19 protein-coding genes are annotated in these 17,881 nt (G+C 61.0%); 11 read left to right on the top strand and 8 right to left on the bottom strand.

Going from position 1 to position 17,881, the window contains the following annotated elements:
• Window positions 1-4 precede the first annotated feature (4 nt).
• Window positions 5-583, bottom strand: a complete 579-nt coding sequence (locus tag BB029_RS11685; RefSeq protein ID WP_065939270.1) for a TetR/AcrR family transcriptional regulator — start codon at window positions 581-583, stop codon at window positions 5-7.
• Window positions 584-714: 131 nt separating this feature from the next.
• Between BB029_RS11685 and BB029_RS11680 the strand changes: the two genes are divergently transcribed.
• Both BB029_RS11680 and BB029_RS11675 read left to right on the top strand, forming a co-directional pair.
• A complete protein-coding gene (locus tag BB029_RS11680) occupies window positions 715-1,359 on the top strand; it encodes a GntR family transcriptional regulator (protein WP_065939345.1) in 645 nt (214 codons plus the stop codon).
• Between the two features lie 15 nt (window positions 1,360-1,374).
• Complete coding sequence (locus BB029_RS11675) at window positions 1,375-2,223, top strand: DUF1989 domain-containing protein (protein WP_027604148.1); 849 nt, start codon at window positions 1,375-1,377, stop codon at window positions 2,221-2,223.
• Window positions 2,224-2,229: 6 nt separating this feature from the next.
• Here BB029_RS11675 and BB029_RS11670 read toward each other — a convergent pair whose 3' ends face one another.
• Window positions 2,230-2,397: a DUF2897 family protein gene (locus BB029_RS11670; RefSeq protein ID WP_065939269.1), complete on the bottom strand. Its 168-nt coding sequence runs from the start codon at window positions 2,395-2,397 to the stop codon at window positions 2,230-2,232.
• A 110-nt stretch (window positions 2,398-2,507) separates the two neighbouring features.
• Window positions 2,508-3,872 (bottom strand): ethanolamine permease, encoded by a 1,365-nt coding sequence (gene eat, locus BB029_RS11665; RefSeq protein WP_027604147.1) that lies wholly within the window; start codon window positions 3,870-3,872, stop codon window positions 2,508-2,510.
• Between the two features lie 412 nt (window positions 3,873-4,284).
• On the opposite strand from eat, the gene kdpF reads away from it, so the two are divergent.
• The 6 genes from kdpF to BB029_RS11635 all read left to right on the top strand — a co-directional run bounded on the left by kdpF (window position 4,285) and on the right by BB029_RS11635 (window position 12,170).
• Window positions 4,285-4,374 (top strand): K(+)-transporting ATPase subunit F, encoded by a 90-nt coding sequence (gene kdpF / locus BB029_RS11660; protein WP_003218754.1) that lies wholly within the window; start codon window positions 4,285-4,287, stop codon window positions 4,372-4,374.
• A 9-nt stretch (window positions 4,375-4,383) separates the two neighbouring features.
• Window positions 4,384-6,078, top strand: a complete 1,695-nt coding sequence (gene kdpA, locus BB029_RS11655) for a potassium-transporting ATPase subunit KdpA (RefSeq protein ID WP_065928096.1) — start codon at window positions 4,384-4,386, stop codon at window positions 6,076-6,078.
• A 9-nt stretch (window positions 6,079-6,087) separates the two neighbouring features.
• The gene (gene kdpB, locus BB029_RS11650) at window positions 6,088-8,151 is read left to right on the top strand and encodes a potassium-transporting ATPase subunit KdpB (RefSeq protein WP_043293386.1); all 2,064 of its coding nucleotides are present in this window, start codon (window positions 6,088-6,090) and stop codon (window positions 8,149-8,151) included.
• 64 nt (window positions 8,152-8,215) lie between these two features.
• On the top strand, window positions 8,216-8,761 hold the full coding sequence (kdpC, locus tag BB029_RS11645; RefSeq protein ID WP_065939268.1) for a potassium-transporting ATPase subunit KdpC: 546 nt from the start codon (window positions 8,216-8,218) through the stop codon (window positions 8,759-8,761).
• Between the two features lie 30 nt (window positions 8,762-8,791).
• A complete protein-coding gene (locus tag BB029_RS11640) occupies window positions 8,792-11,443 on the top strand; it encodes a sensor histidine kinase KdpD (protein ID WP_065939267.1) in 2,652 nt (883 codons plus the stop codon).
• Between the two features lie 37 nt (window positions 11,444-11,480).
• A complete protein-coding gene (locus tag BB029_RS11635) occupies window positions 11,481-12,170 on the top strand; it encodes a response regulator (protein WP_065939266.1) in 690 nt (229 codons plus the stop codon).
• A gap of 224 nt (window positions 12,171-12,394) precedes the next feature.
• Here BB029_RS11635 and BB029_RS11630 read toward each other — a convergent pair whose 3' ends face one another.
• On the bottom strand, window positions 12,395-13,432 hold the full coding sequence (locus BB029_RS11630; protein WP_065939265.1) for a patatin-like phospholipase family protein: 1,038 nt from the start codon (window positions 13,430-13,432) through the stop codon (window positions 12,395-12,397).
• 217 nt (window positions 13,433-13,649) lie between these two features.
• Here BB029_RS11630 and BB029_RS11625 point away from each other — a divergent pair, with 217 nt between their 5' ends.
• The 3 genes from BB029_RS11625 to BB029_RS11615 all read left to right on the top strand — a co-directional run bounded on the left by BB029_RS11625 (window position 13,650) and on the right by BB029_RS11615 (window position 15,622).
• Window positions 13,650-13,928 carry a hypothetical protein gene (locus BB029_RS11625; protein WP_003172685.1) on the top strand — a complete coding sequence of 93 codons (279 nt, stop codon included), beginning with the start codon at window positions 13,650-13,652 and terminating at the stop codon, window positions 13,926-13,928.
• Between the two features lie 44 nt (window positions 13,929-13,972).
• Window positions 13,973-14,734, top strand: coding sequence for a CHAD domain-containing protein (locus tag BB029_RS11620; RefSeq protein ID WP_065928093.1), 762 nt, complete (start codon window positions 13,973-13,975; stop codon window positions 14,732-14,734).
• A 90-nt stretch (window positions 14,735-14,824) separates the two neighbouring features.
• Window positions 14,825-15,622: an acyl-CoA thioesterase II gene (locus BB029_RS11615; protein WP_065939264.1), complete on the top strand. Its 798-nt coding sequence runs from the start codon at window positions 14,825-14,827 to the stop codon at window positions 15,620-15,622.
• A gap of 3 nt (window positions 15,623-15,625) precedes the next feature.
• Here BB029_RS11615 and BB029_RS11610 read toward each other — a convergent pair whose 3' ends face one another.
• From BB029_RS11610 to BB029_RS11605, 4 genes are all read right to left on the bottom strand, one after another.
• Window positions 15,626-15,988, bottom strand: a complete 363-nt coding sequence (locus BB029_RS11610) for an Mpo1-like protein (RefSeq protein ID WP_027604139.1) — start codon at window positions 15,986-15,988, stop codon at window positions 15,626-15,628.
• Between the two features lie 143 nt (window positions 15,989-16,131).
• A complete protein-coding gene (locus BB029_RS31970; protein ID WP_081744390.1) occupies window positions 16,132-16,548 on the bottom strand; it encodes an Imm50 family immunity protein in 417 nt (138 codons plus the stop codon).
• Window positions 16,545-16,793, bottom strand: coding sequence for an HNH/endonuclease VII fold putative polymorphic toxin (locus BB029_RS31965; protein ID WP_083236366.1), 249 nt, complete (start codon window positions 16,791-16,793; stop codon window positions 16,545-16,547). The genes BB029_RS31970 and BB029_RS31965 overlap by 4 nt, the downstream gene beginning before the upstream one ends.
• A 2-nt stretch (window positions 16,794-16,795) precedes the next feature.
• Window positions 16,796-17,881 (bottom strand): RHS repeat domain-containing protein (locus tag BB029_RS11605; protein ID WP_256558205.1); only part of this gene is annotated, 1,086 nt, incomplete at its 5' end.

Raw genomic sequence — 17,881 nt, 5'->3', positions numbered from 1 at the left:
CCGGTCATTGATCGGCCTTTTTAGCCTCCGGGTTCTGCGTTTTCAGGCGTTCGCGCACCACGGCCATGATCCTTGTTGCCAATTGAGGGTCTTCAACACTCCTGGCCAGTACCAATGCGCCCACCAGTGTCGACATCATCACCAGGCTCTCTGCATCACACCGCTCCTCTCCCAATGCTGTTTCTATTTGCTTGAGCCTTGCGTCGAGCACCTTGTCCGTTGTCGCGCTGGGTTGGCCTCTCAGTCCCAGCTCTGAAGACATCGTTGGCAACGGGCAGCCCTGGTCCGGGGAGGTCAGGTGCCATTCCGACAGGTAACTGTCGATAAACGCGCTCAATGGCTGCTCCTGGCTGAACAGCATGTCGCAATGGGCGTCCAGGTCTGCAGCCGCCGCCTGCAGGGCTGTCTCCACCAACTCGCCCTTGGATTTGAAATGCGCGTAAAAGCCGCCATGGGTCAGGTTCAAGGCTTTCATCAGTGGCTGCAGGCCGGTGGCGTCGATGCCATCGCGGCGAAAGCGCGCAGAGGCTTCCTTGATGATGCGTTGGTGGGTTTGGGCTTTGTGGTTTTGTGAATAACGCATGGGGCAGCCTCGATTACAGGCGGGCATTTTAACCAACTTGATCTTTTTTACACACTCGTCGGCATGCAGGGCGTTGGCATGAAATGTGATTACATCTAGACGGAAGATTGTTCAACAATCGTGAGGTGGTCATGACGCTCAGTTTGTCTTTAGCCGACCAGATTGCCCTGGAGCTGCGTGCCGACATTATTGCGGGGCGGTTATTGCCAGGCATGGCATTGGTGGAGGTGGATCTGGTCAAGGCCTACAGTGCGTCGCGCAATACGATTCGCGAAGCCTTGCACCGTTTGGGGCAGGAGGGGTTGACCCGTTATGTGCGTAACAAGGGCGTTATGGTGCGGCGGTTGGAGCGGGAGGAAGTCCGCGACCTGTTTGTAGTCCGCCGTACCCTGGAGTTGCAGGCCATCGCTGGAAGCGATGCCTTGACGCACGAGCAATCCGAACGCCTGCAAAATGCCATTGACGCCACCACCCTGGCCCGTGAGCGCGAGGATTGGCGTGCAGTGGCCACCCACAGTTTGCTGTTCCATCAGCACATCGTCGGGTTGATGGGCAGCCCGTTGTTCGATGAGTTTTTTGCCCAGGTCATCGCCCAGTTGCGCCTGGTGTTTTGTGCCGCGCCTGATGAGCAACGTTTCCAGTCGCCCTGGCTGGAGCGTGACCGTGAGATTTATCAATGGCTGGTCAAGCACGACAAATTGGCTGCAGGGGAGGCAATGAGCCTGTACCTGGATGATTCGGAACGCCTGTCCTTGGCCCTGTTTACCCACTCCTGATCGAGGATCTGCATCATGTACAAAGACTATCCGGCCGCTTATCAGGTCAGCAAGGGTTCGGCGTTGCAGGTCGACGCGGCATTTTACGAGCGCATTCGTGACCGAAAAGATCAGCGCAGCTTGATCGAGCAGTTCGAGGTACCGATTCGCACGGGCAGGGCGTGGAAGGTGCCCGCCGGGCATGTGTTTCGTGTTACCACGCCCGTGGGCCCGCAGGTGGGGGACTTCAATGTGTGGAACGCCAATGACCCCCGCGAACGTCTTTGGGCTGCACGTACCCGTCAGTTGCAGGGGGCGCATGTGAGCACTCATGACCGGCTATGGTCGAATCTGCCATTTCTAAGGCCCCTGGTGACCATCACCGATGACAGCCTGGCCAGTTACGGCATCGATGAGCACGGCGGGCGTCTGCATGACTTGCTCGGTACGCGCTGCGATCCCTATGTGAACCGCATGCTCACCGGCGAGGACTTCCATCACCATTGCCACTCAAACCTGACCCGCGCGGTATTACCCCACGGTCTGACGGAATTCGACGTGCATGACGTGCTGAATATTTTCCAGTGCACGGGCCTCAATCACGACGACATGTATTTCATGAAAGCCTGCCCGGCGCAGAAGGGCGATTACCTTGAGTTCTTTGCCGAGATTGATTTGCTCTGCGCGCTGTCGACGTGCCCGGGCGGGGATTTGTCCCTGCCGATGTGGGGGCCGGATGCGCAGGATCCGCTGACGGTGTGCCGTCCGTTGGGGGTTGAGATTTATCGGTTGGAGGACGAGTTGCTGGACGGCTGGAGCCAGCCGGAGCGTGCTGCCTATAAAGGGCAGCACGGGTTGCAGATTGCCAAGGCGGATTGGGAGTAAACGGTCCTAGCGATCCTGCGCGTCCTTGGCGTCCGCCTGGGAGTTGCGCTCGGCCACGCGTTTGCGTTGTTCGTCGGTGAGTTCCACCTTGTTGGCGCTGTCACGCAGCATCATCAGCCCTCCGACGATCGACCCGATCGCAACTACCATAATCAACCACGCATACCACGGCATAAGGCTCTCCTTGAGGCAGATTACCGTCGGAGAATTTTCCCACGGTAATAACTACTTTGAGTGACGGGCTTTCTGAGTAGTTCAGTGTAGGCCCGTTCTGCCTCGAAACCTTAGAGCCCGGTCAACATTGCGTCTGCCGGCGCATCGGCACGGTCCTGCGCGGTCATCTGGAAGTAGATGAAACCCACGGCCATAAAGCCGAGGAAGATCAGCCCGATCAGCGTGTTGAACCACGCCATGGCCACCAGGCACACCACGGCCAGCGCCAGCGCAATGCCGGGCACGATCGGATAACCCGGCGCGCGGAAGGTACGTTCCAGCAGCGGCTCGGTCTTACGCAGTTTGAACAGGCTGAGCATGCTCATGATGTACATCACAATCGCACCGAACACCGCCATGGTGATCATCGCCGCGGTCAATGTCATGCCACCCAGGTTGATCAGGCCATCGCTGTAGATGGCGGCGATGCCGACCACGCCACCGGCGATGATTGCCCGGTGTGGTGTCTGAAAGCGCGATAATTTGGCGAGGAAGGAGGGCAGGTAACCGGCGCGGGCCAGGGCGAAGAACTGGCGCGAGTAGCCCAGGATAATGCCGTGGAAGCTCGCCACCAGGCCGAACAGGCCGATCCAGACCAGCATGTGCAGCCAGCCGGAGTTGTCGCCCACCACGGTTTTCATCGCCTGCGGCAGTGGATCGTTGATGTTCGACAGGGTGCGCCAATCGCCCACGCCGCCGGCGAAGAACATCACGCCCATGGCCAGGATCACCAGGGTCAGGATGCCGCTGATGTAGGCTTTTGGAATGGTGCGCTTCGGATCTTTCGCTTCCTCGGCTGCCATGGCCGCGCCTTCGATGGCCAGGAAGAACCAGATGGCAAACGGAATCGCCGCGAACATCCCCGCAATCGCCGGGGCGCCGAAGGTGTCGGAACCGGCCCAGCCATTCAAGGCAAAGTTGCTGAAGCTGAACGCGGGCGCAACCACGCCCATGAACACCAGCAGTTCCGCGACGGCGAGCACGCACACCACCAACTCGAAGGTAGCGGCCAGTTTCACCCCGAGAATGTTCAGGCCCATGAAGACGATGTAGGCACCGACGGCCGCATGTTTGGGGTCCAGGGCCGGGAACTGCACATTCAGATAAGCGCCGATGGCCAAGGCGATGGCGGGCGGGGCGAAGACAAATTCGATCAGGGTGGCGAGGCCAGCGATCAATCCGCCTTTCTCCCCAAACGCCCGACGACTGTAGGCAAACGGCCCGCCTGCGTGAGGAATGGCGGTAGTCAGCTCGGTGAAACTGAAAATAAAGCAGGTGTACATCGCGGCGACCATCAACGAGGTCACCAGGAAGCCCAAGGTGCCAGCAACGCCCCAGCCGTAGCTCCAGCCGAAGTATTCCCCGGAAATCACCAGCCCGACGGCAATGCCCCATAAATGCAGGGTGCCCAAGGTGGGTTTGAGTTGTGTGTTCATCGTGCTGCGCTCCCTGAACGGTTTGGAATGATTCAAGGTGTTGCAGCGGCCATGCCAGCCTGAGAATCATTGTCGTAAAGCGGCGCAACTGTCGTGTGGGGGATGGTTTGGCGTTTGAAATTTGCCGGCGTCGCACCACATAGGTGCGGCGGTGACGGTGCCGACGCTATCGGGAGCAAGCCCCTCCCACAGGCTGACTGGCGCTCAGCATGACAGCTTGGTCAAGTGTGGGAGGGGGCTTGCTCCCGATAGCGCCCGCCCGGACGCTGCAAACCCCCCGTGTAAACCGCGCATAAACCCACTCTTTACGCCATCTTTACGCCCCGCCCACCCCCTCGCTCTCGTTCCTTTACGCCACTCCTGCGGACAATTGCCCCACACGCGGCACTCGCCGCTAAACGGAGAGACTTCCATGAGCGTTCTGGACGGGGTGTCACTGCTATTGGCCGTGGCGCTGTTCATTTATCTGCTGGTTGCGCTGTTACGCGCGGATCGGAACTAGGAGCTGGCCATGCACAGTTATGACTATTGGCTGATCATTGCCTTCTTTGCCGTGGTACTGGTGCCGGCACCGTTCCTGGGGCGGTTCTACTACAAGGTGATGGAAGGCCAGCGCACGTGGCTGAGCCCGGTGCTGGGGCCTGTCGAAAAAGCCTGTTATCGCCTGTCGGGGGTGGATGAACATCAGGAACAAAGCTGGCAGAAATACATGCTGGCCTTGCTCGCGTTCAACCTCGCGGGCTTTTTGCTGTTGTTCGCGATCCTGCTGTTCCAGGACTATCTCCCACTGAACCCGCAGAAATTGCCGGGCCAGGAATGGACCCTGGCCTTCAATACTGCGGTCAGTTTCATGACCAACACCAACTGGCAGTCCTACAGCGGTGAGGCATCCCTGAGCTACCTCAGCCAGATGGCTGGCCTGACCGTGCAGAACTTCGTCAGTGCGGCCACCGGCCTGGCCGTCCTGGTCGCGCTGTGCCGTGGGATCGGGCGCAAATCCGCCAGGACCCTGGGTAACTTCTGGGTCGACATGACCCGCGCCACGCTCTACGGCCTGCTGCCGTTGTGCCTGGTGCTGGCGCTGTTCCTGGTGTGGCAGGGCGTACCGCAAACCTTCGCGCACTATGTGGATGCCGTGACCCTGCAAGGCGTGGATCAAGTGATCCCCCTGGGCCCGGCAGCCAGCCAGATTGCGATCAAGCAACTGGGCACCAACGGCGGCGGCTTCTTCGGCGTCAACTCGGCGCACCCGTTTGAAGACCCGACCGCCTGGGCCAACCTGTTCGAAGTGGCTTCGATCATCCTGATCCCGGTGGCGTTGGTATTTACCTTCGGTCACTACGTGAAAGACCTGCGCCAGAGCCGCGCGATCCTTGGCTGCATGCTGGCGCTGTTCCTGATCGGCGGCGCCACTTCCCTGTGGTCCGAATACCAGCCCAACCCGACCTTGAACAACCCGGCCGTCGAGCAGACCGCACCGCTGGAAGGCAAGGAGGCGCGCTTCGGCACCACCGGCACCGTGTTGTGGTCGGTGACCACCACCGCGGCGTCCAACGGTTCCGTTAACGGCATGCAAGACAGCCTCAACCCTCTCAGTGGGATGGTGGCGCTGGTCAACATGATGGTCGGCGAAGTGATCTTCGGCGGCGTCGGCGCCGGTATGTACGGCATGTTGCTCAACGTGTTGATCGCGGTGTTCCTGGCCGGCCTGATGATCGGCCGCACCCCGGAATACCTGGGCAAGAAACTCCAGGCCAAGGAAGTGCAACTGCTGGTTGTGACCCTGCTGGTGATGCCGGTGGGCGTGCTGGTATTGGGGGCCATCGCCGCGAGCCTGCCCGGCCCTGCTGGCGCCATCAGTAACCCTGGCCCTCACGGTTTCAGCCAGTTGCTGTACGCCTACACCTCGGCCAGCGCCAACAACGGCTCGGCGTTCGGTGGTTTCAGTGCCAACACGCCGTTCCACAACCTGATGCTGGGCCTGGGCATGTTGATCGGCCGCTTCGGCTACATCCTCCCGGTACTGGCCCTGGCCGGCAGTCTGGCGATGAAGAAGACCGCACCGATTGGCCAGAACAGCTTCCCGACCCATGGTCCGCTGTTCGTGACCCTGTTGACCGTGACTATTTTGCTGGTGGGCGGCCTGACTTTCCTGCCGACGCTGGCGCTGGGGCCCATCGCTGAACACTTGAGCATGGGCTTCTAAAAAGGGGATATGAACATGAATATGCCTGCAAAAAACGCGGCCCCGGTCAAAACCCAGGAACCCGCCAAAACCGCCGTCTCGGCCCTGTGGCGCCCGGCGCTGGTCCAGGCGTTCGTCAAGCTGGACCCGCGCCAGTTGCAACGCTCGCCGGTGATGCTGGTGGTCGAGCTGACCGCCATCCTCACCACCGTGCTGTGCTTTGTGCCCGACACCGCCGTACCGACGTATGTGGCCGTGCAAATCGCCGTGTGGCTGTGGTTCACCGTGCTGTTCGCCAACTTCGCCGAAGCCTTGGCCGAAGGGCGTGGCAAGGCCCGTGCCGACAGCCTCAAGGCCGGCAGCGAAGGCCTGAGCGCACGGCGTAAGGAAGCCGATGGCAGCTTCAAGGTCGTGCCGGCCACCAGCCTGCGTAAAGGTGATGTGGTGCGTGTGGCCGCCGGGGAAATGATCCCCGGCGACGGCGAGGTCATCGAAGGCATCGCAGCGGTCAACGAAGCGGCGATCACCGGTGAATCCGCACCGGTGATCCGCGAGTCCGGCGGCGATCGCTCGGCCGTCACCGGCAACACGCGGCTGGTCTCGGACTGGCTGCTGATCCGCATCACCGCCAACCCCGGCGAGTCCACCCTGGACCGCATGATCGCCCTGGTCGAAGGCGCCAAGCGTCAGAAAACCCCCAACGAAGTCGCGCTGGATATCCTGCTGATCGGCCTGACCCTGATCTTCCTGCTGGTGGTCGTGACCTTGCAGCCCTTCGCCCACTTTGCCAATGGCAGCTTGCCCCTGGTGTTTTTGGTCGCACTGCTGGTGACGCTGATTCCTACCACCATCGGCGGCTTGTTGTCGGCCATCGGTATTGCCGGCATGGACCGCCTGGTGCGCCTCAATGTGATCGCCAAGTCCGGCCGTGCCGTGGAAGCGGCCGGTGACGTGCACGTGTTGCTGCTGGACAAGACCGGCACCATCACCTTCGGTAACCGTCGGTGCGCGGCGGTGGTTGCGGCGCCTGGCGTCAGCGGCAAGGAAGTGGCCGAAGGGGCGTTGTTTGCTTCTTTGGCCGATGACACGGCAGAAGGCAAATCCATTGTCGAATACCTGCGGGCTCTGCACCCGCAGGCCGAGCCATCCCTGGATGAACTCACCGCCGTACCGTTCAGCGCCGAGACCCGCTTGTCCGGTGTCGACTACCAGGGTCGCGTGTTCCGCAAAGGCGCAGTGGATTCGTTGCTGGCGTTTATCGGCCAGCCACGCGGCGACCTGCAACCGGCATTGGCGCGGGAAATCGACAAGATCGCCCAGAGCGGCGGCACACCCTTGCTGGTGTGTGCCGACGGCAAATTGCTCGGTGCGATCCACCTCAAGGACGTGGTCAAGCCCGGTATCCGCGAACGTTTCGCCGAGCTGCGCAAGCTGGGCATTCGTACGGTGATGGTCACCGGTGACAACCCGCTGACGGCCGCTGCGATTGCTGCCGAAGCCGGTGTGGATGACGTGCTGGCCGAAGCGACCCCGGAGAAAAAACTCGCGCGCATCCGTCACGAGCAAAACGACGGCCGCCTGGTGGCGATGTGCGGCGACGGTGCCAACGACGCCCCGGCACTGGCCCAGGCGGACGTCGGCATGGCGATGAACGACGGCACCCAGGCCGCCCGCGAGGCCGCCAATATGGTCGACCTCGACAGCGACCCCACCAAGCTGCTGGACGTGGTGCAGATCGGCAAGGAGTTGCTGGTGACTCGCGGCGCGTTGACCACCTTTTCCATCGCCAATGATGTGGCCAAGTACTTCGCGATCCTGCCGGCGTTGTTCGCCTCGATCTACCCGCAGTTGGGCGTGCTCAACGTGATGCACTTGCAGAGCCCCCAGAGCGCGATTCTCTCGGCCATCGTCTTCAACGCGCTGATCATCGTGGTGCTGATTCCCCTGGCGCTGCGCGGTGTGCGTGTGCAGGCCGCGAGTGCGGCGGCGTTGCTGCGGCGCAACCTGCTGATCTATGGCCTGGGCGGGTTGCTGGTGCCGTTCGTGGGCATCAAGGCGATCGACATGCTGCTGACCGCGCTGCACCTGGTGTGACCCGATGCCTGTGGGCGCCACCCCGGTGCCCACAGGTTGCAAAGACCGAATTGAGGAATTTGAAATGTCCAACATAATCCGCCCGGCCCTGAGCCTGCTGGTGCTCATGACCCTGATCACCGGCGTGGCCTACCCACTGGTGGTGACCGGTGTCGCCCAAGTCGCCTTCCCTGACCAGGCCAACGGCAGCCTGGTGCGCGATGCCAGCGGCAAGGTGCGTGGCTCCAGCCTGATCGCCCAGGAGTTTACCGGTGACAGCTGGTTCCATCCGCGCCCTTCGGCAGGGGCCTTTGCGACGGTTTCCAGCAGCGCCAGTAACCTCGGCCCCAGCAACCCGGCCTTGGCCACCCGCGTGTTCGATGACGCGAACAAACAGTTGGTGCCCGGCCAGGGCCCGGTGCCTTTGGTGTCGCTGACTACCTCCGGCAGCGGTCTTGATCCACACTTGCCACCCCAGGCGATTGCCTATCAACTGGCACGGGTGGCTGCCGCGCGAAATGTGCCGGTATCGACCCTGCAACGGTTGATGGATGAACATATCGAAAGCCCGCTGGTGGGGCCGCCAGTGGTGAATGTGCTGGCGCTGAACATGGCGTTGGAAAAGCTGTAACCCGATCAATACCTGAAGGACACTGCCCGCATGAGCGACTCCGGCCGCGCCGATGCCCTGCTAGCCGATCTACCCCGGGACGGCCGTGGCCGGCTCAAAGTTTTCCTCGGCGCCGCGCCGGGTGTGGGCAAGACCTACGCCATGCTCCAGGCTGCCCACACCCAACTGCGCCAGGGCGTCAAACTGATCGCCGGCGTGGTTGAAACCCACGGCCGAGCCGAGACCGAAGCCTTGCTCAGCGGCCTGCCGCAACAACCGTTGTTGCGCAGCGAATACCGTGGCGTGATGCTCGAAGAAATGGACCTCGATGGCCTGCTCGCCGCCAAGCCCAAGCTGGTGCTGGTGGACGAACTGGCCCACAGCAACGCCCCCGGCAGCCGCCATGAAAAGCGCTGGCAAGACATCCAGGAACTGCTCGCCGCCGGCATCAACGTGTTTACCACGGTCAACGTCCAGCACCTGGAAAGCCTGAATGACCAGGTCCGCGGGATCACCGGTGTGCAGGTCCGCGAAACCTTGCCGGATTGGGTGTTGCAGGAGGCCGACGAACTGCTGCTGATCGACCTGCCGTCCCGCGAACTGCTCGAGCGTCTGCGCGACGGCAAAGTGTATGTGCCGGAGCAGGCCCGCGCCGCCATCGATGCGTTCTTTACCCAGACCAACCTGATGGCCCTGCGCGAGCTGGCGATGCAGACCGCCGCTGCCCACGTTGATGACGATTTGGCCCAGGGCTATCGCCAGCTCGGCCAGGCGGCGCCGGCGGTGCGTGGGCGTTTGTTGGTGGGCGTGGATGGCGATGCGCAAGCCGAACGCCTGGTGCGCCATGCCAGTCGCGTCGCCCAGCGCCGGCATTTGCCGTGGAGCCTGGTGCATATCGACAACGGCCGTGCGCGGGATGAGCAGGCCCGCCTGCGCCTGCAAAACGCCCAGCAATTGGCCGAGCGTCTTGGTGGCGAAGTGGTGCTGCTGCGGGCGGGGGAGGTGGCCAAGACCTTGATCCAGCATGCCGCCGAACGCCGCGCCAGCCTGCTGTTGGTGGGGCAGTCGCGAATGCGTTGGCGGCGTCGCCTGTTCGGTGGCGGCTTGGCGGCGCGGTTGTTGCGTAATGCCCGGGGCTTGGAAATCAACGTCCTCGACAGCGACGATGTGCCCGCAGCCCCACGCTTGCCGGATGTGCGCGGCCTGGTGTGGTTCGATTACGCCTTGGCCGTGGTTGCGACCGTCGTCGCCGCCGCTGTGGCCTGGGCCGTGTCCAGCGTATTGCCGTTGCCGAATATCTCGCTGGTGTTTCTCGCTGCCGTGCTGCTGGTGGCGGTGCGCAGCAGCCTGGGGCCGTCCCTGGTGTGTGCGGCGTTGTCGTTCCTGACCTATGACTTCCTGTTTATCCCGCCGAATTTCTCCTTCGCCATCCAGCGCGAAGAGGATGTACTGACGCTGTTGTTCTTCCTGCTGATGGCGGCGCTCACCGGCAACCTTGCTGCGCGCCAGCGCCGGCAGTTGCAGGCGTTGCGCGACACTCAGGAAGAAACCGGCGAACTGCTCGACCTGTCGCGCAAACTCACCGCCGCCACCGACCGCCAGGCGGTGATCAGTGCCGCCGCCCACCATCTGGAAGGCTGGAGCGACCTGGATCTGTGCCTGGTCAATCGCGACGGCCAGGGTGGCTGGAAAGTCGAGACCGGCGGCCCGCTGACCTTCACCGAAGCCGAACGGGCTGCGGCCGATTGGGCCTGGCAGCATGACCAGCCGGCAGGCATGGGCACCGGCACCTTGCCGTTCGGGCGCTGGTGGTGGTGGCCGTTGTCGGGCGAAGAAGGCCCGCTCGGGTTGCTCGGCGTCAGTGCCAAGCCGGGCCTGGAATTGAGCGGCCAACGCCGTCGCTTGCTGACCGCCTTGAGCCAGCCCCTGGCCCAGGCCCTGGCGCGGGCACAGTTGGCCCAGGAGCTGGAATCCGCCCGTTTGCATGGCGAAACCGAGCAACTGCGCAGTGCCTTGCTGGCGTCGGTGTCCCACGATTTGCGCACACCGTTGACTTCCATGCGCGGCAGTATCGACAGCCTGCTGGCGCTCGGCGAAGCCATCCCCCTGGAGGATCGTCGCGAGTTGCTCGAAGGCACCCGCGATGAGGCCGAGCGCCTGGACCGCTATATCCAGAACCTGCTGGACATGACGCGACTGGGCCATGGCGCGCTGAAGCTGGCGCGGGACTGGGTGTCGCCCGGCGATATTGTCGGCAGTGCGCTCGGGCGTTTGCGCGCGGTGCTGGCGCCGCTGCAGGTGAGCACCGATGTGCCCGCGGAGTTGCCGCTGCTCTATGTCCATGCCGCGTTGATCGAACAGGCACTGGTCAATGTATTGGAAAACGCCGCGCGCTTTTCACCGCCCCACGGTCGATTGCAACTGAGCGCCGGCGTCTCGGATAACCGATTGTTTTTCGCCGTGGCGGATGAGGGGCCCGGTATTCCTGAAGATGAGCGGGCGAAGATCTTCGACATGTTCTACACCGCCGCACGCGGTGATCGAGGCGGGCAGGGCACCGGCCTCGGCCTGGCGATCTGCCAGGGCATGGTCGGCGCCCATGGTGGGCATATCAGCGTGGCCGATGGCATTGAGGGGCGCGGTACCTGCATCACGCTGTTCCTGCCGTTGCCGACACAGCCTGGCCTGGAAGGCGAGGCGTGAGCTACCCTGTTTTCTCTACGGATTTTGATTGGACACCATGAGCCAGACCGCGACGATTTTAGTCATTGATGACGAACCGCAGATCCGCAAATTCCTGCGCATCAGCCTGGCCTCCCAAGGTTACAAAGTGATCGAGGCCGGCACCGGCAACGAAGGCCTGGCCCAGGCGGCGTTGAGCAAACCCGACTTGCTGGTGCTCGACCTGGGCCTGCCGGACATGGACGGCCAGCAGGTGTTGCGCGAGTTTCGTGAGTGGTCGACGGTGCCGGTACTGGTGCTGTCGGTGAGGGCCAGCGAAGGGCAGAAAGTCGAAGCCCTCGACGGTGGCGCCAATGATTATGTCACCAAGCCCTTCGGCATCCAGGAGTTCCTGGCCCGCGTGCGCGCCTTGTTGCGACAGGCGCCGGTGGGCGAGACCCAGGAAGCGGCGCTGCAGTTTGGCCCCTTGACGGTGGACCTGGCCTATCGCCGCGTGCTGCTGGACGGCGCCGAGGTGGCACTGACCCGCAAGGAATACGCGGTGCTGGCACAACTGGCGCGGCATCCGGGGCGGGTGATTACCCAACAGCAACTGCTCAAGGATATCTGGGGCCCGACCCACACCGAAGACAGTCACTACCTGCGGATTGTGGTGGGGCATCTGCGCCAGAAGCTGGCGGACGATCCGACCCAGCCGAGGTTTATCGTGACCGAGGCTGGAGTGGGGTATCGATTGTTGAGTGCCTGAGGCGATCTGTCAGCCTCTCTGTGGTTCTGTGGTTCTGTGGTTCTGTGGTTCTGTGGTTCTGTGGATTCTGTGGTGAGCGGGCTTGCCCCGCGCTGGGCTGCGTAGCAGCCCCAAAACCAGGCCCAAAGGAGTACCTGACACTGCGCGTTCCTCATTGAGTGGGGCCGCTGCGCAGCCCAACGCGGGGCAAGCCCGCTCACCACGGCTCTAGCGACACAGCTGTCTCAGCGCTGCTCACTCTCATAGCGATCCAGGGTATCACTGGCAATTTCCCGCCCAAGTGCGATCAACTCCGGCGCCTTGTAGAACTCGAAAAACCGGCACACCCGCTTCGGCACGTTGATCAGCACATCCGGCGGGTAGCCGGCGATCTTGTATTGCGCCAGCGAAGTCTGCATCACCTCGAAACTCTGGTTGATCAGATCCAGCAATGACGCCGGCCCGACGTTATCGATGATGAATGAACCGGTGGCCGACTTCGGCGCCCCCGGCTTTTCCGGTGCGGCGGCGGGTTGCTGGGATTCGGGTTCGGCCGACTCCAGCCACGGATTGATCTCGGCCGCCTGGGCCTGCAAGGCTTCCTGCTCAAGTTTCATCAACTGCTCGGCCTGCTTGCGGCGAAACGGCAGGTGCGAACCCAGTGATTTCGCCAGGCTGTTGAAGCGGCTCTTGAACGCCGGCGGGCGCTGGATCACCGGCAAATGGTAGTGTTTCTGGTTGGTGGCGTTGAGGTTGACCGCGATAATCAAGTCACAATGGCTCGACACCACCGGCACGATCGGCAGCGGGTTGAGCAGGCCGCCGTCCACCAGCATGCGGTTGCCTTGCATCACCGGGGTGAACAGGCTGGGAATCGCTGCCGAGGCGCGCATGGCCTGGTGCAGGCAGCCTTCCTGGAACCAGATTTCCTGCTGGTTGGTCAGGTCGGTGGCGACGGCGGTGTAGGGGATGCGCAGCTCTTCGATAGTGATCTCGCCGACGATCTTGCGGATTTGCCCGAAGACCTTTTCGCCACGAATCGCCCCAAGGCGGAAACTCACGTCCACCAGGCGCAGCACGTCGAGATAGTCGAGGCTTTCAATCCAGTTTCGATACTCGTCCAGTTTGCCGGCGGCGTAGATCCCGCCCACCACGGCACCCATGGAGCAACCGGCGATACAGGCGATGTCGTAGCCGCGCCGTTCGATTTCCTCGATCACCCCGATATGGGCGTAGCCCCGGGCCCCGCCGGAACCCAACACCAAGGCAACACGTTTCTTCATGGTCGATGTCCTTCATAAACGGGGGTCCACAATGCGCCTATTTTGGGGGCCGCTTCAATCTTCGTTGCGCCTGGCAATATTTTTCAAGAATAGCGCCCAGGCTCGGGTATGCTCTGGCAATAGGTACTACCGATTTCAGGCTAAGGACAAGGCACTTTTTCTTGTAGGCAACGTCTACAGGCGTACGACTGTTTTTCTTTATTTTGAGGTGTCATCGATGAAAGCCTGGATGTGTGTGCCTGTGATCATGTTGGCCCTGGCGGGTTGTGCCGGGAAAACCGCATACCGCGACAGCTGTGGCTCGCAATTGGATGCCGCTTGGAAAGAGCTCGACCTGGCCAAGGCCGAAGGTTTTGCCGGCACCGTCAGCTACTCCAAGGCCTTGTCGTTGTTGACTGGCGCCAAGACCCAGCAGCAATTCGAGGCGTTTGAAGGCTGCTCCAACAAGGCCGAAAAAGCTCGGTTCTATATTCGTGAGTCGCGCGCCGGGCGTTAACGTGCAGCGCAGAGTGGGATTTTTCATCTGAGAGTGAGGGCGGGATGTCAGCTTTGGTCGATCAGTTAGTCGCTCAGGTCATTGGCCTGGAAGTAGGGTTACTGAGCTGCCAGGCTCGCCTCGCTGCCGTCACCGATGATGAAGCCCTGCATGATCTGCGCACCACCGTGCGCCGCCTGCGCAGCCTGTTGCGTCCTTTGCGCGGGCTGCCGGGTGTGGAACAGCTTGAATTGGCCGCCGGTACGGTCGGCCAGTTAACGACGCCGCTGCGCGACCGAGAGGTGCTGGCGGCGTATTTGCATCAGCATGGTTATCACGAGGCCGCTGATCGACGCCTGCGCCTGCAACCCGACGCCTATCGCCAGGTGGCACAAGGCCCGGAAGTTGCCCATCTGCTGCTGATCCTTGATGCATTCCCGCGCTTTATCCGCGCCTCGGAGCATCAGAAATTGCTCAAGGGTTTGCGACCGCGCATCGAGAAGCGCCTGGCCAGGCAATGGCAGAAACTCGATCAAGCGCTGAAAGATCCAGACCATGATCGCCACCGTTTGCGCTTGTTGATCAAGCGTGTGCGCTATGCCGCCGAGGCTTACCCCCAGCTGGATAAGTTGCCCGCCAATGCCCTGCCACGCCTGAAGAAAGCCCAAGCGGCACTGGGTGATTGGCATGACTGCTGGCAATGGTTGGCCCAGGCCGAACATCAAGCTGATCTGCAGCCCTGTGTTGCGATTTGGCATCGCACCATGGCCAAGGCCGAAGGGCAGGCGGATCGCGTGCTGGACAAACTCAGCGCGGATTGTTTCTAAAGCGGTCCGGCTTTTGGCCGGAATGAGCGCTGTACCTTGCCCGCGCGCTGGTTAAGATCGCCCATCTGTTTCTTTTGATGTGAGGTCGCCATGCGCTTTAGTGATTTGCTCGACGCCGCCCGAAGCAACCCGCAGGATGTCACCATTCCCGCTGAATGGGCCCAGGGCCGCGCCACGTTCGGTGGCCTGGTTGCTGCGTTGCAATACGAAGCCTTGCGCGCCCAGGTACCGACGGGCCGCCCATTGCGCTCGCTCGCGATCACCTTCGTTGGCCCGGTCGCGCCCGATGTACCCGCCAGCTATCAAGTCGAAGTGTTGCGTGAAGGCAAGGCGGTCAGCCAGTTGCTCGGCCGTGTTGTGCAGAACGGTGAGGTCGCGACCCTGGTACAGGCAAGTTTTGGCGCATCCCGCGAGTCGGAAATCGATGTGGCCAGCGAGCCGCCGCCGACGTTCAAGCACTGGGATGAGTGCCAGGAACTGCCCTATATCAAGGGCGTCACGCCTGAGTTCATGCGCCACCTGGCGATGCGCTGGAGCGTTGGCGGTTTGCCGTTTACCGGGAATAAATCCCGCGAGATGGGCGGTTGGGTTCGTTTGCGCGGGGATGTGAAGGAAGAACCGCTGACCGAAGCGCATATCCTCGCCCTGGTCGACGCCTGGCCACCGGCGTTACTGCCGCACCTGAAAAAGCCCGCTCCGGGCAGCACCCTGACCTGGACCATCGAATTCATCCAGCCCTTGCAGGATCTGACGACCCTGGACCGGTGCCAGTATCACGTCAGCATCGAGCATGCGCGCGACGGCTATGGCCACGCCGCCGCCGCGCTGTGGAGTCCAACGGGCGCGTTGATCGCCCTCAGCCGCCAGACCGTGGTCGTCTTCGCCTGATCGTCAGTGGCGGTGGCGCAGCCGCCAGGCACGCCACCAGCCACCGCTCAACACAAAGCGCGGGAACGTCAGGAACTGCTCGACCACCAGGCGCTGTACTGCGTCTTTACGATCACTGAACGGCTCACCGGCTTCGGCTTCCAGGCTATGGCCATGACGCTGCAACGCCAGGCCTGCGAGGATGCCGACTACGCCAATGGCGAAACTGGCCAGGCTCAGGCTGAACACTCCGGACACAATCAACAGAAACCCGATGATAAACAGCGGCACGGCAATCAGGTGCAACGCCAGGTTGGTCGGGTGCTGATGGTTTTGCGGGTAGTTACGCCATTGCCAGGCGGGGAGATTGGGATGACGTTTGCCCATGATGGTGAACCCTCTGTCCGTTGAAATAACATGGGGAGAGTTTAGGTGGGGGTGGGCGGGTGGGCGAATTGGGGTTGGCTATAGCACTCATAGTTTCTGTTATGTAAATCATCTAATCCTTTCTCCCATCTATTCTACAAAACTTATGCTGGCCAGCTATGATCTCCTGGTTCAGGACAGTTTATATAAACTGACGGCCCAGCCATAGACAGCCACTTTGATTTAAATTCAATAGAGGCATTTTCTGATTTTGCGTTGAAAATAAAGTGCTCGTTTTCTCGCGTTATTTTTGCAATGAAAATTTCCCGACGAGGAAGATTGGTTATCTGCAGGTTACTTATTGCGTTACAGGTTAGTCCAATCCTGCATGTGTTGTATCCTTTGTTCTCCCATTTTGGAGGTAAAAAATCTGGAAAGTCTGGTATGTCAAAACCAATGCTGAGAGAAGGTTGGTCGTTTTCTATCGTCAGAGAGTGTATATAAATCTCGCGAATTTCAATTGGACGACTGAACAATTTATTAAAAAATATCGTTCCTTCAAGATCATTCCAATGCTTCATTTTTTATCCTTAAATGGGTAGTGGTCTTTTGTTTCCGGGACTTTGCCGGTTCGCGGTGTATCAATTGGGCGTAGGTTGAAGTGAGAGCCTTGATCGCCTGCTCCGTTTTGAGCACCGAAATTATGCCCTGCTGAATGGTCTTGTATTAGTATTTTGGAACCATCGGCTCTCGTATATTGGTAGACCCTCGTCTTAATCGGTTTTCCAGAATTATCTAAAATTGTTTTTTCATTTATATCTGACATTTTCACAGTGTTGTATTGTTTTTTGCGCCAGAACCCGCGTCGATAAATACATCGGGTTGTTGCGATGTCGGTATATTGGCGTCTCTTTTTGCTTCGCGGAATGCTCCTTTACGAGATACATAAGGTGCGTGAGGTTCAACAGGTATTGCGCAGGTTGGATTTTTCTTTACTACGCCGGTGCAACGGGCATTCAGTCCGAGTGGATCTACCCAACCCGTAGGGTTAGGCACGTACTGGTACGCGTTGATCCCACCCGCCAACTTCACCGGATCCGGCGTCAGGTAACACCCAATATCTGGATTGTAGTAGCGATGGCGGTTGTAGTGCAGTCCGCTTTCCTGATCGAAGTACTGGCCCTGAAAACGTAGCGGGTTGTCGATTGTGCCTTTGTCGAGACGGCTGATCTGGCCGTAGGCGCGGTAATGCGCGGACCACACGATGTCGCCGTCGGGGTCGGTGAGTTCCTGCGGCGTGCCGAGGTGGTCGAGTTGGTAGTTATACGGCTTCGTTTCTTCTGGGCCGAAACCTTCCAGCAGTGCCAGCGGACGAAAGCTGCCCGGTTCATAGAGATAGCTGCGATGGCAGTCCGCATGGTGCTCGGCAATCAGCCTGTCGCCTTGCCAGAAAAACTCCGTCGTTAGGCCGTCCACGGTTTTGCTGATGCGTCGCCCAAACGGGTCATAACGATAGCTGGCGGTTTGGCCGTTGGGTTGGGTGAGGCCTATCAGCCGGTGCTGGCAGTCGTAGCGGTATTCGGTAATCAACGTGTGCCCACGACCCCGCCGTTCGCGGATCAGGTTGCCGAAGGCATCGTAGTCATAGTGGCGGTCGCCCTGGATCATCAGGCGGTTGCCGGCGACGATATCGGGGCCGGGGCGGTCTTGCATCAGCAGGGTGCCGGCCGGGGTGTGGCCGAAGCGTTCCTGCAGGTCTTGGGAGTGGTCGGCGCGGGTCAGGCGGTGTAGCTGGTCGTAGTGGTAGTGGTGTTCGCCTTTGCGGGTGTCGAGCAGGCGGGTGAGGTTGCCGGTTTTGTCGTAGTCGTATTGACGTTGGTAGAGATGGTCTTGTTGCTGGGTGATCGCGTGGGC

This window comes from Pseudomonas sp. S3E12 (genome assembly GCF_001702295.1).
In the GTDB taxonomy this organism is placed as follows: Bacteria; Pseudomonadota; Gammaproteobacteria; order Pseudomonadales; family Pseudomonadaceae; genus Aquipseudomonas; species Aquipseudomonas marginalis.
Note: the sequence above shows the minus strand (reverse complement) of the source record. Positions and strands in the feature narration are given on the sequence as shown.

Bases quoted from the DNA above. Each gene is read 5' to 3' on its own strand.
- BB029_RS11685 (WP_065939270.1), bottom strand. From the start codon at position 583: ATGCGTTATTCACAAAACCACAAAGCCCAAACCCACCAACGCATCATC.
- BB029_RS11680 (WP_065939345.1), top strand. From the start codon at position 715: ATGACGCTCAGTTTGTCTTTAGCCGACCAGATTGCCCTGGAGCTGCGT.
- BB029_RS11675 (WP_027604148.1), top strand. From the start codon at position 1,375: ATGTACAAAGACTATCCGGCCGCTTATCAGGTCAGCAAGGGTTCGGCG.
- BB029_RS11670 (WP_065939269.1), bottom strand. From the start codon at position 2,397: ATGCCGTGGTATGCGTGGTTGATTATGGTAGTTGCGATCGGGTCGATC.
- eat (WP_027604147.1), bottom strand. From the start codon at position 3,872: ATGAACACACAACTCAAACCCACCTTGGGCACCCTGCATTTATGGGGC.
- kdpF (WP_003218754.1), top strand. From the start codon at position 4,285: ATGAGCGTTCTGGACGGGGTGTCACTGCTATTGGCCGTGGCGCTGTTC.
- kdpA (WP_065928096.1), top strand. From the start codon at position 4,384: ATGCACAGTTATGACTATTGGCTGATCATTGCCTTCTTTGCCGTGGTA.
- kdpB (WP_043293386.1), top strand. From the start codon at position 6,088: ATGAACATGAATATGCCTGCAAAAAACGCGGCCCCGGTCAAAACCCAG.
- kdpC (WP_065939268.1), top strand. From the start codon at position 8,216: ATGTCCAACATAATCCGCCCGGCCCTGAGCCTGCTGGTGCTCATGACC.
- BB029_RS11640 (WP_065939267.1), top strand. From the start codon at position 8,792: ATGAGCGACTCCGGCCGCGCCGATGCCCTGCTAGCCGATCTACCCCGG.
- BB029_RS11635 (WP_065939266.1), top strand. From the start codon at position 11,481: ATGAGCCAGACCGCGACGATTTTAGTCATTGATGACGAACCGCAGATC.
- BB029_RS11630 (WP_065939265.1), bottom strand. From the start codon at position 13,432: ATGAAGAAACGTGTTGCCTTGGTGTTGGGTTCCGGCGGGGCCCGGGGC.
- BB029_RS11625 (WP_003172685.1), top strand. From the start codon at position 13,650: ATGAAAGCCTGGATGTGTGTGCCTGTGATCATGTTGGCCCTGGCGGGT.
- BB029_RS11620 (WP_065928093.1), top strand. From the start codon at position 13,973: ATGTCAGCTTTGGTCGATCAGTTAGTCGCTCAGGTCATTGGCCTGGAA.
- BB029_RS11615 (WP_065939264.1), top strand. From the start codon at position 14,825: ATGCGCTTTAGTGATTTGCTCGACGCCGCCCGAAGCAACCCGCAGGAT.
- BB029_RS11610 (WP_027604139.1), bottom strand. From the start codon at position 15,988: ATGGGCAAACGTCATCCCAATCTCCCCGCCTGGCAATGGCGTAACTAC.
- BB029_RS31970 (WP_081744390.1), bottom strand. From the start codon at position 16,548: ATGAAGCATTGGAATGATCTTGAAGGAACGATATTTTTTAATAAATTG.
- BB029_RS31965 (WP_083236366.1), bottom strand. From the start codon at position 16,793: ATGTCAGATATAAATGAAAAAACAATTTTAGATAATTCTGGAAAACCG.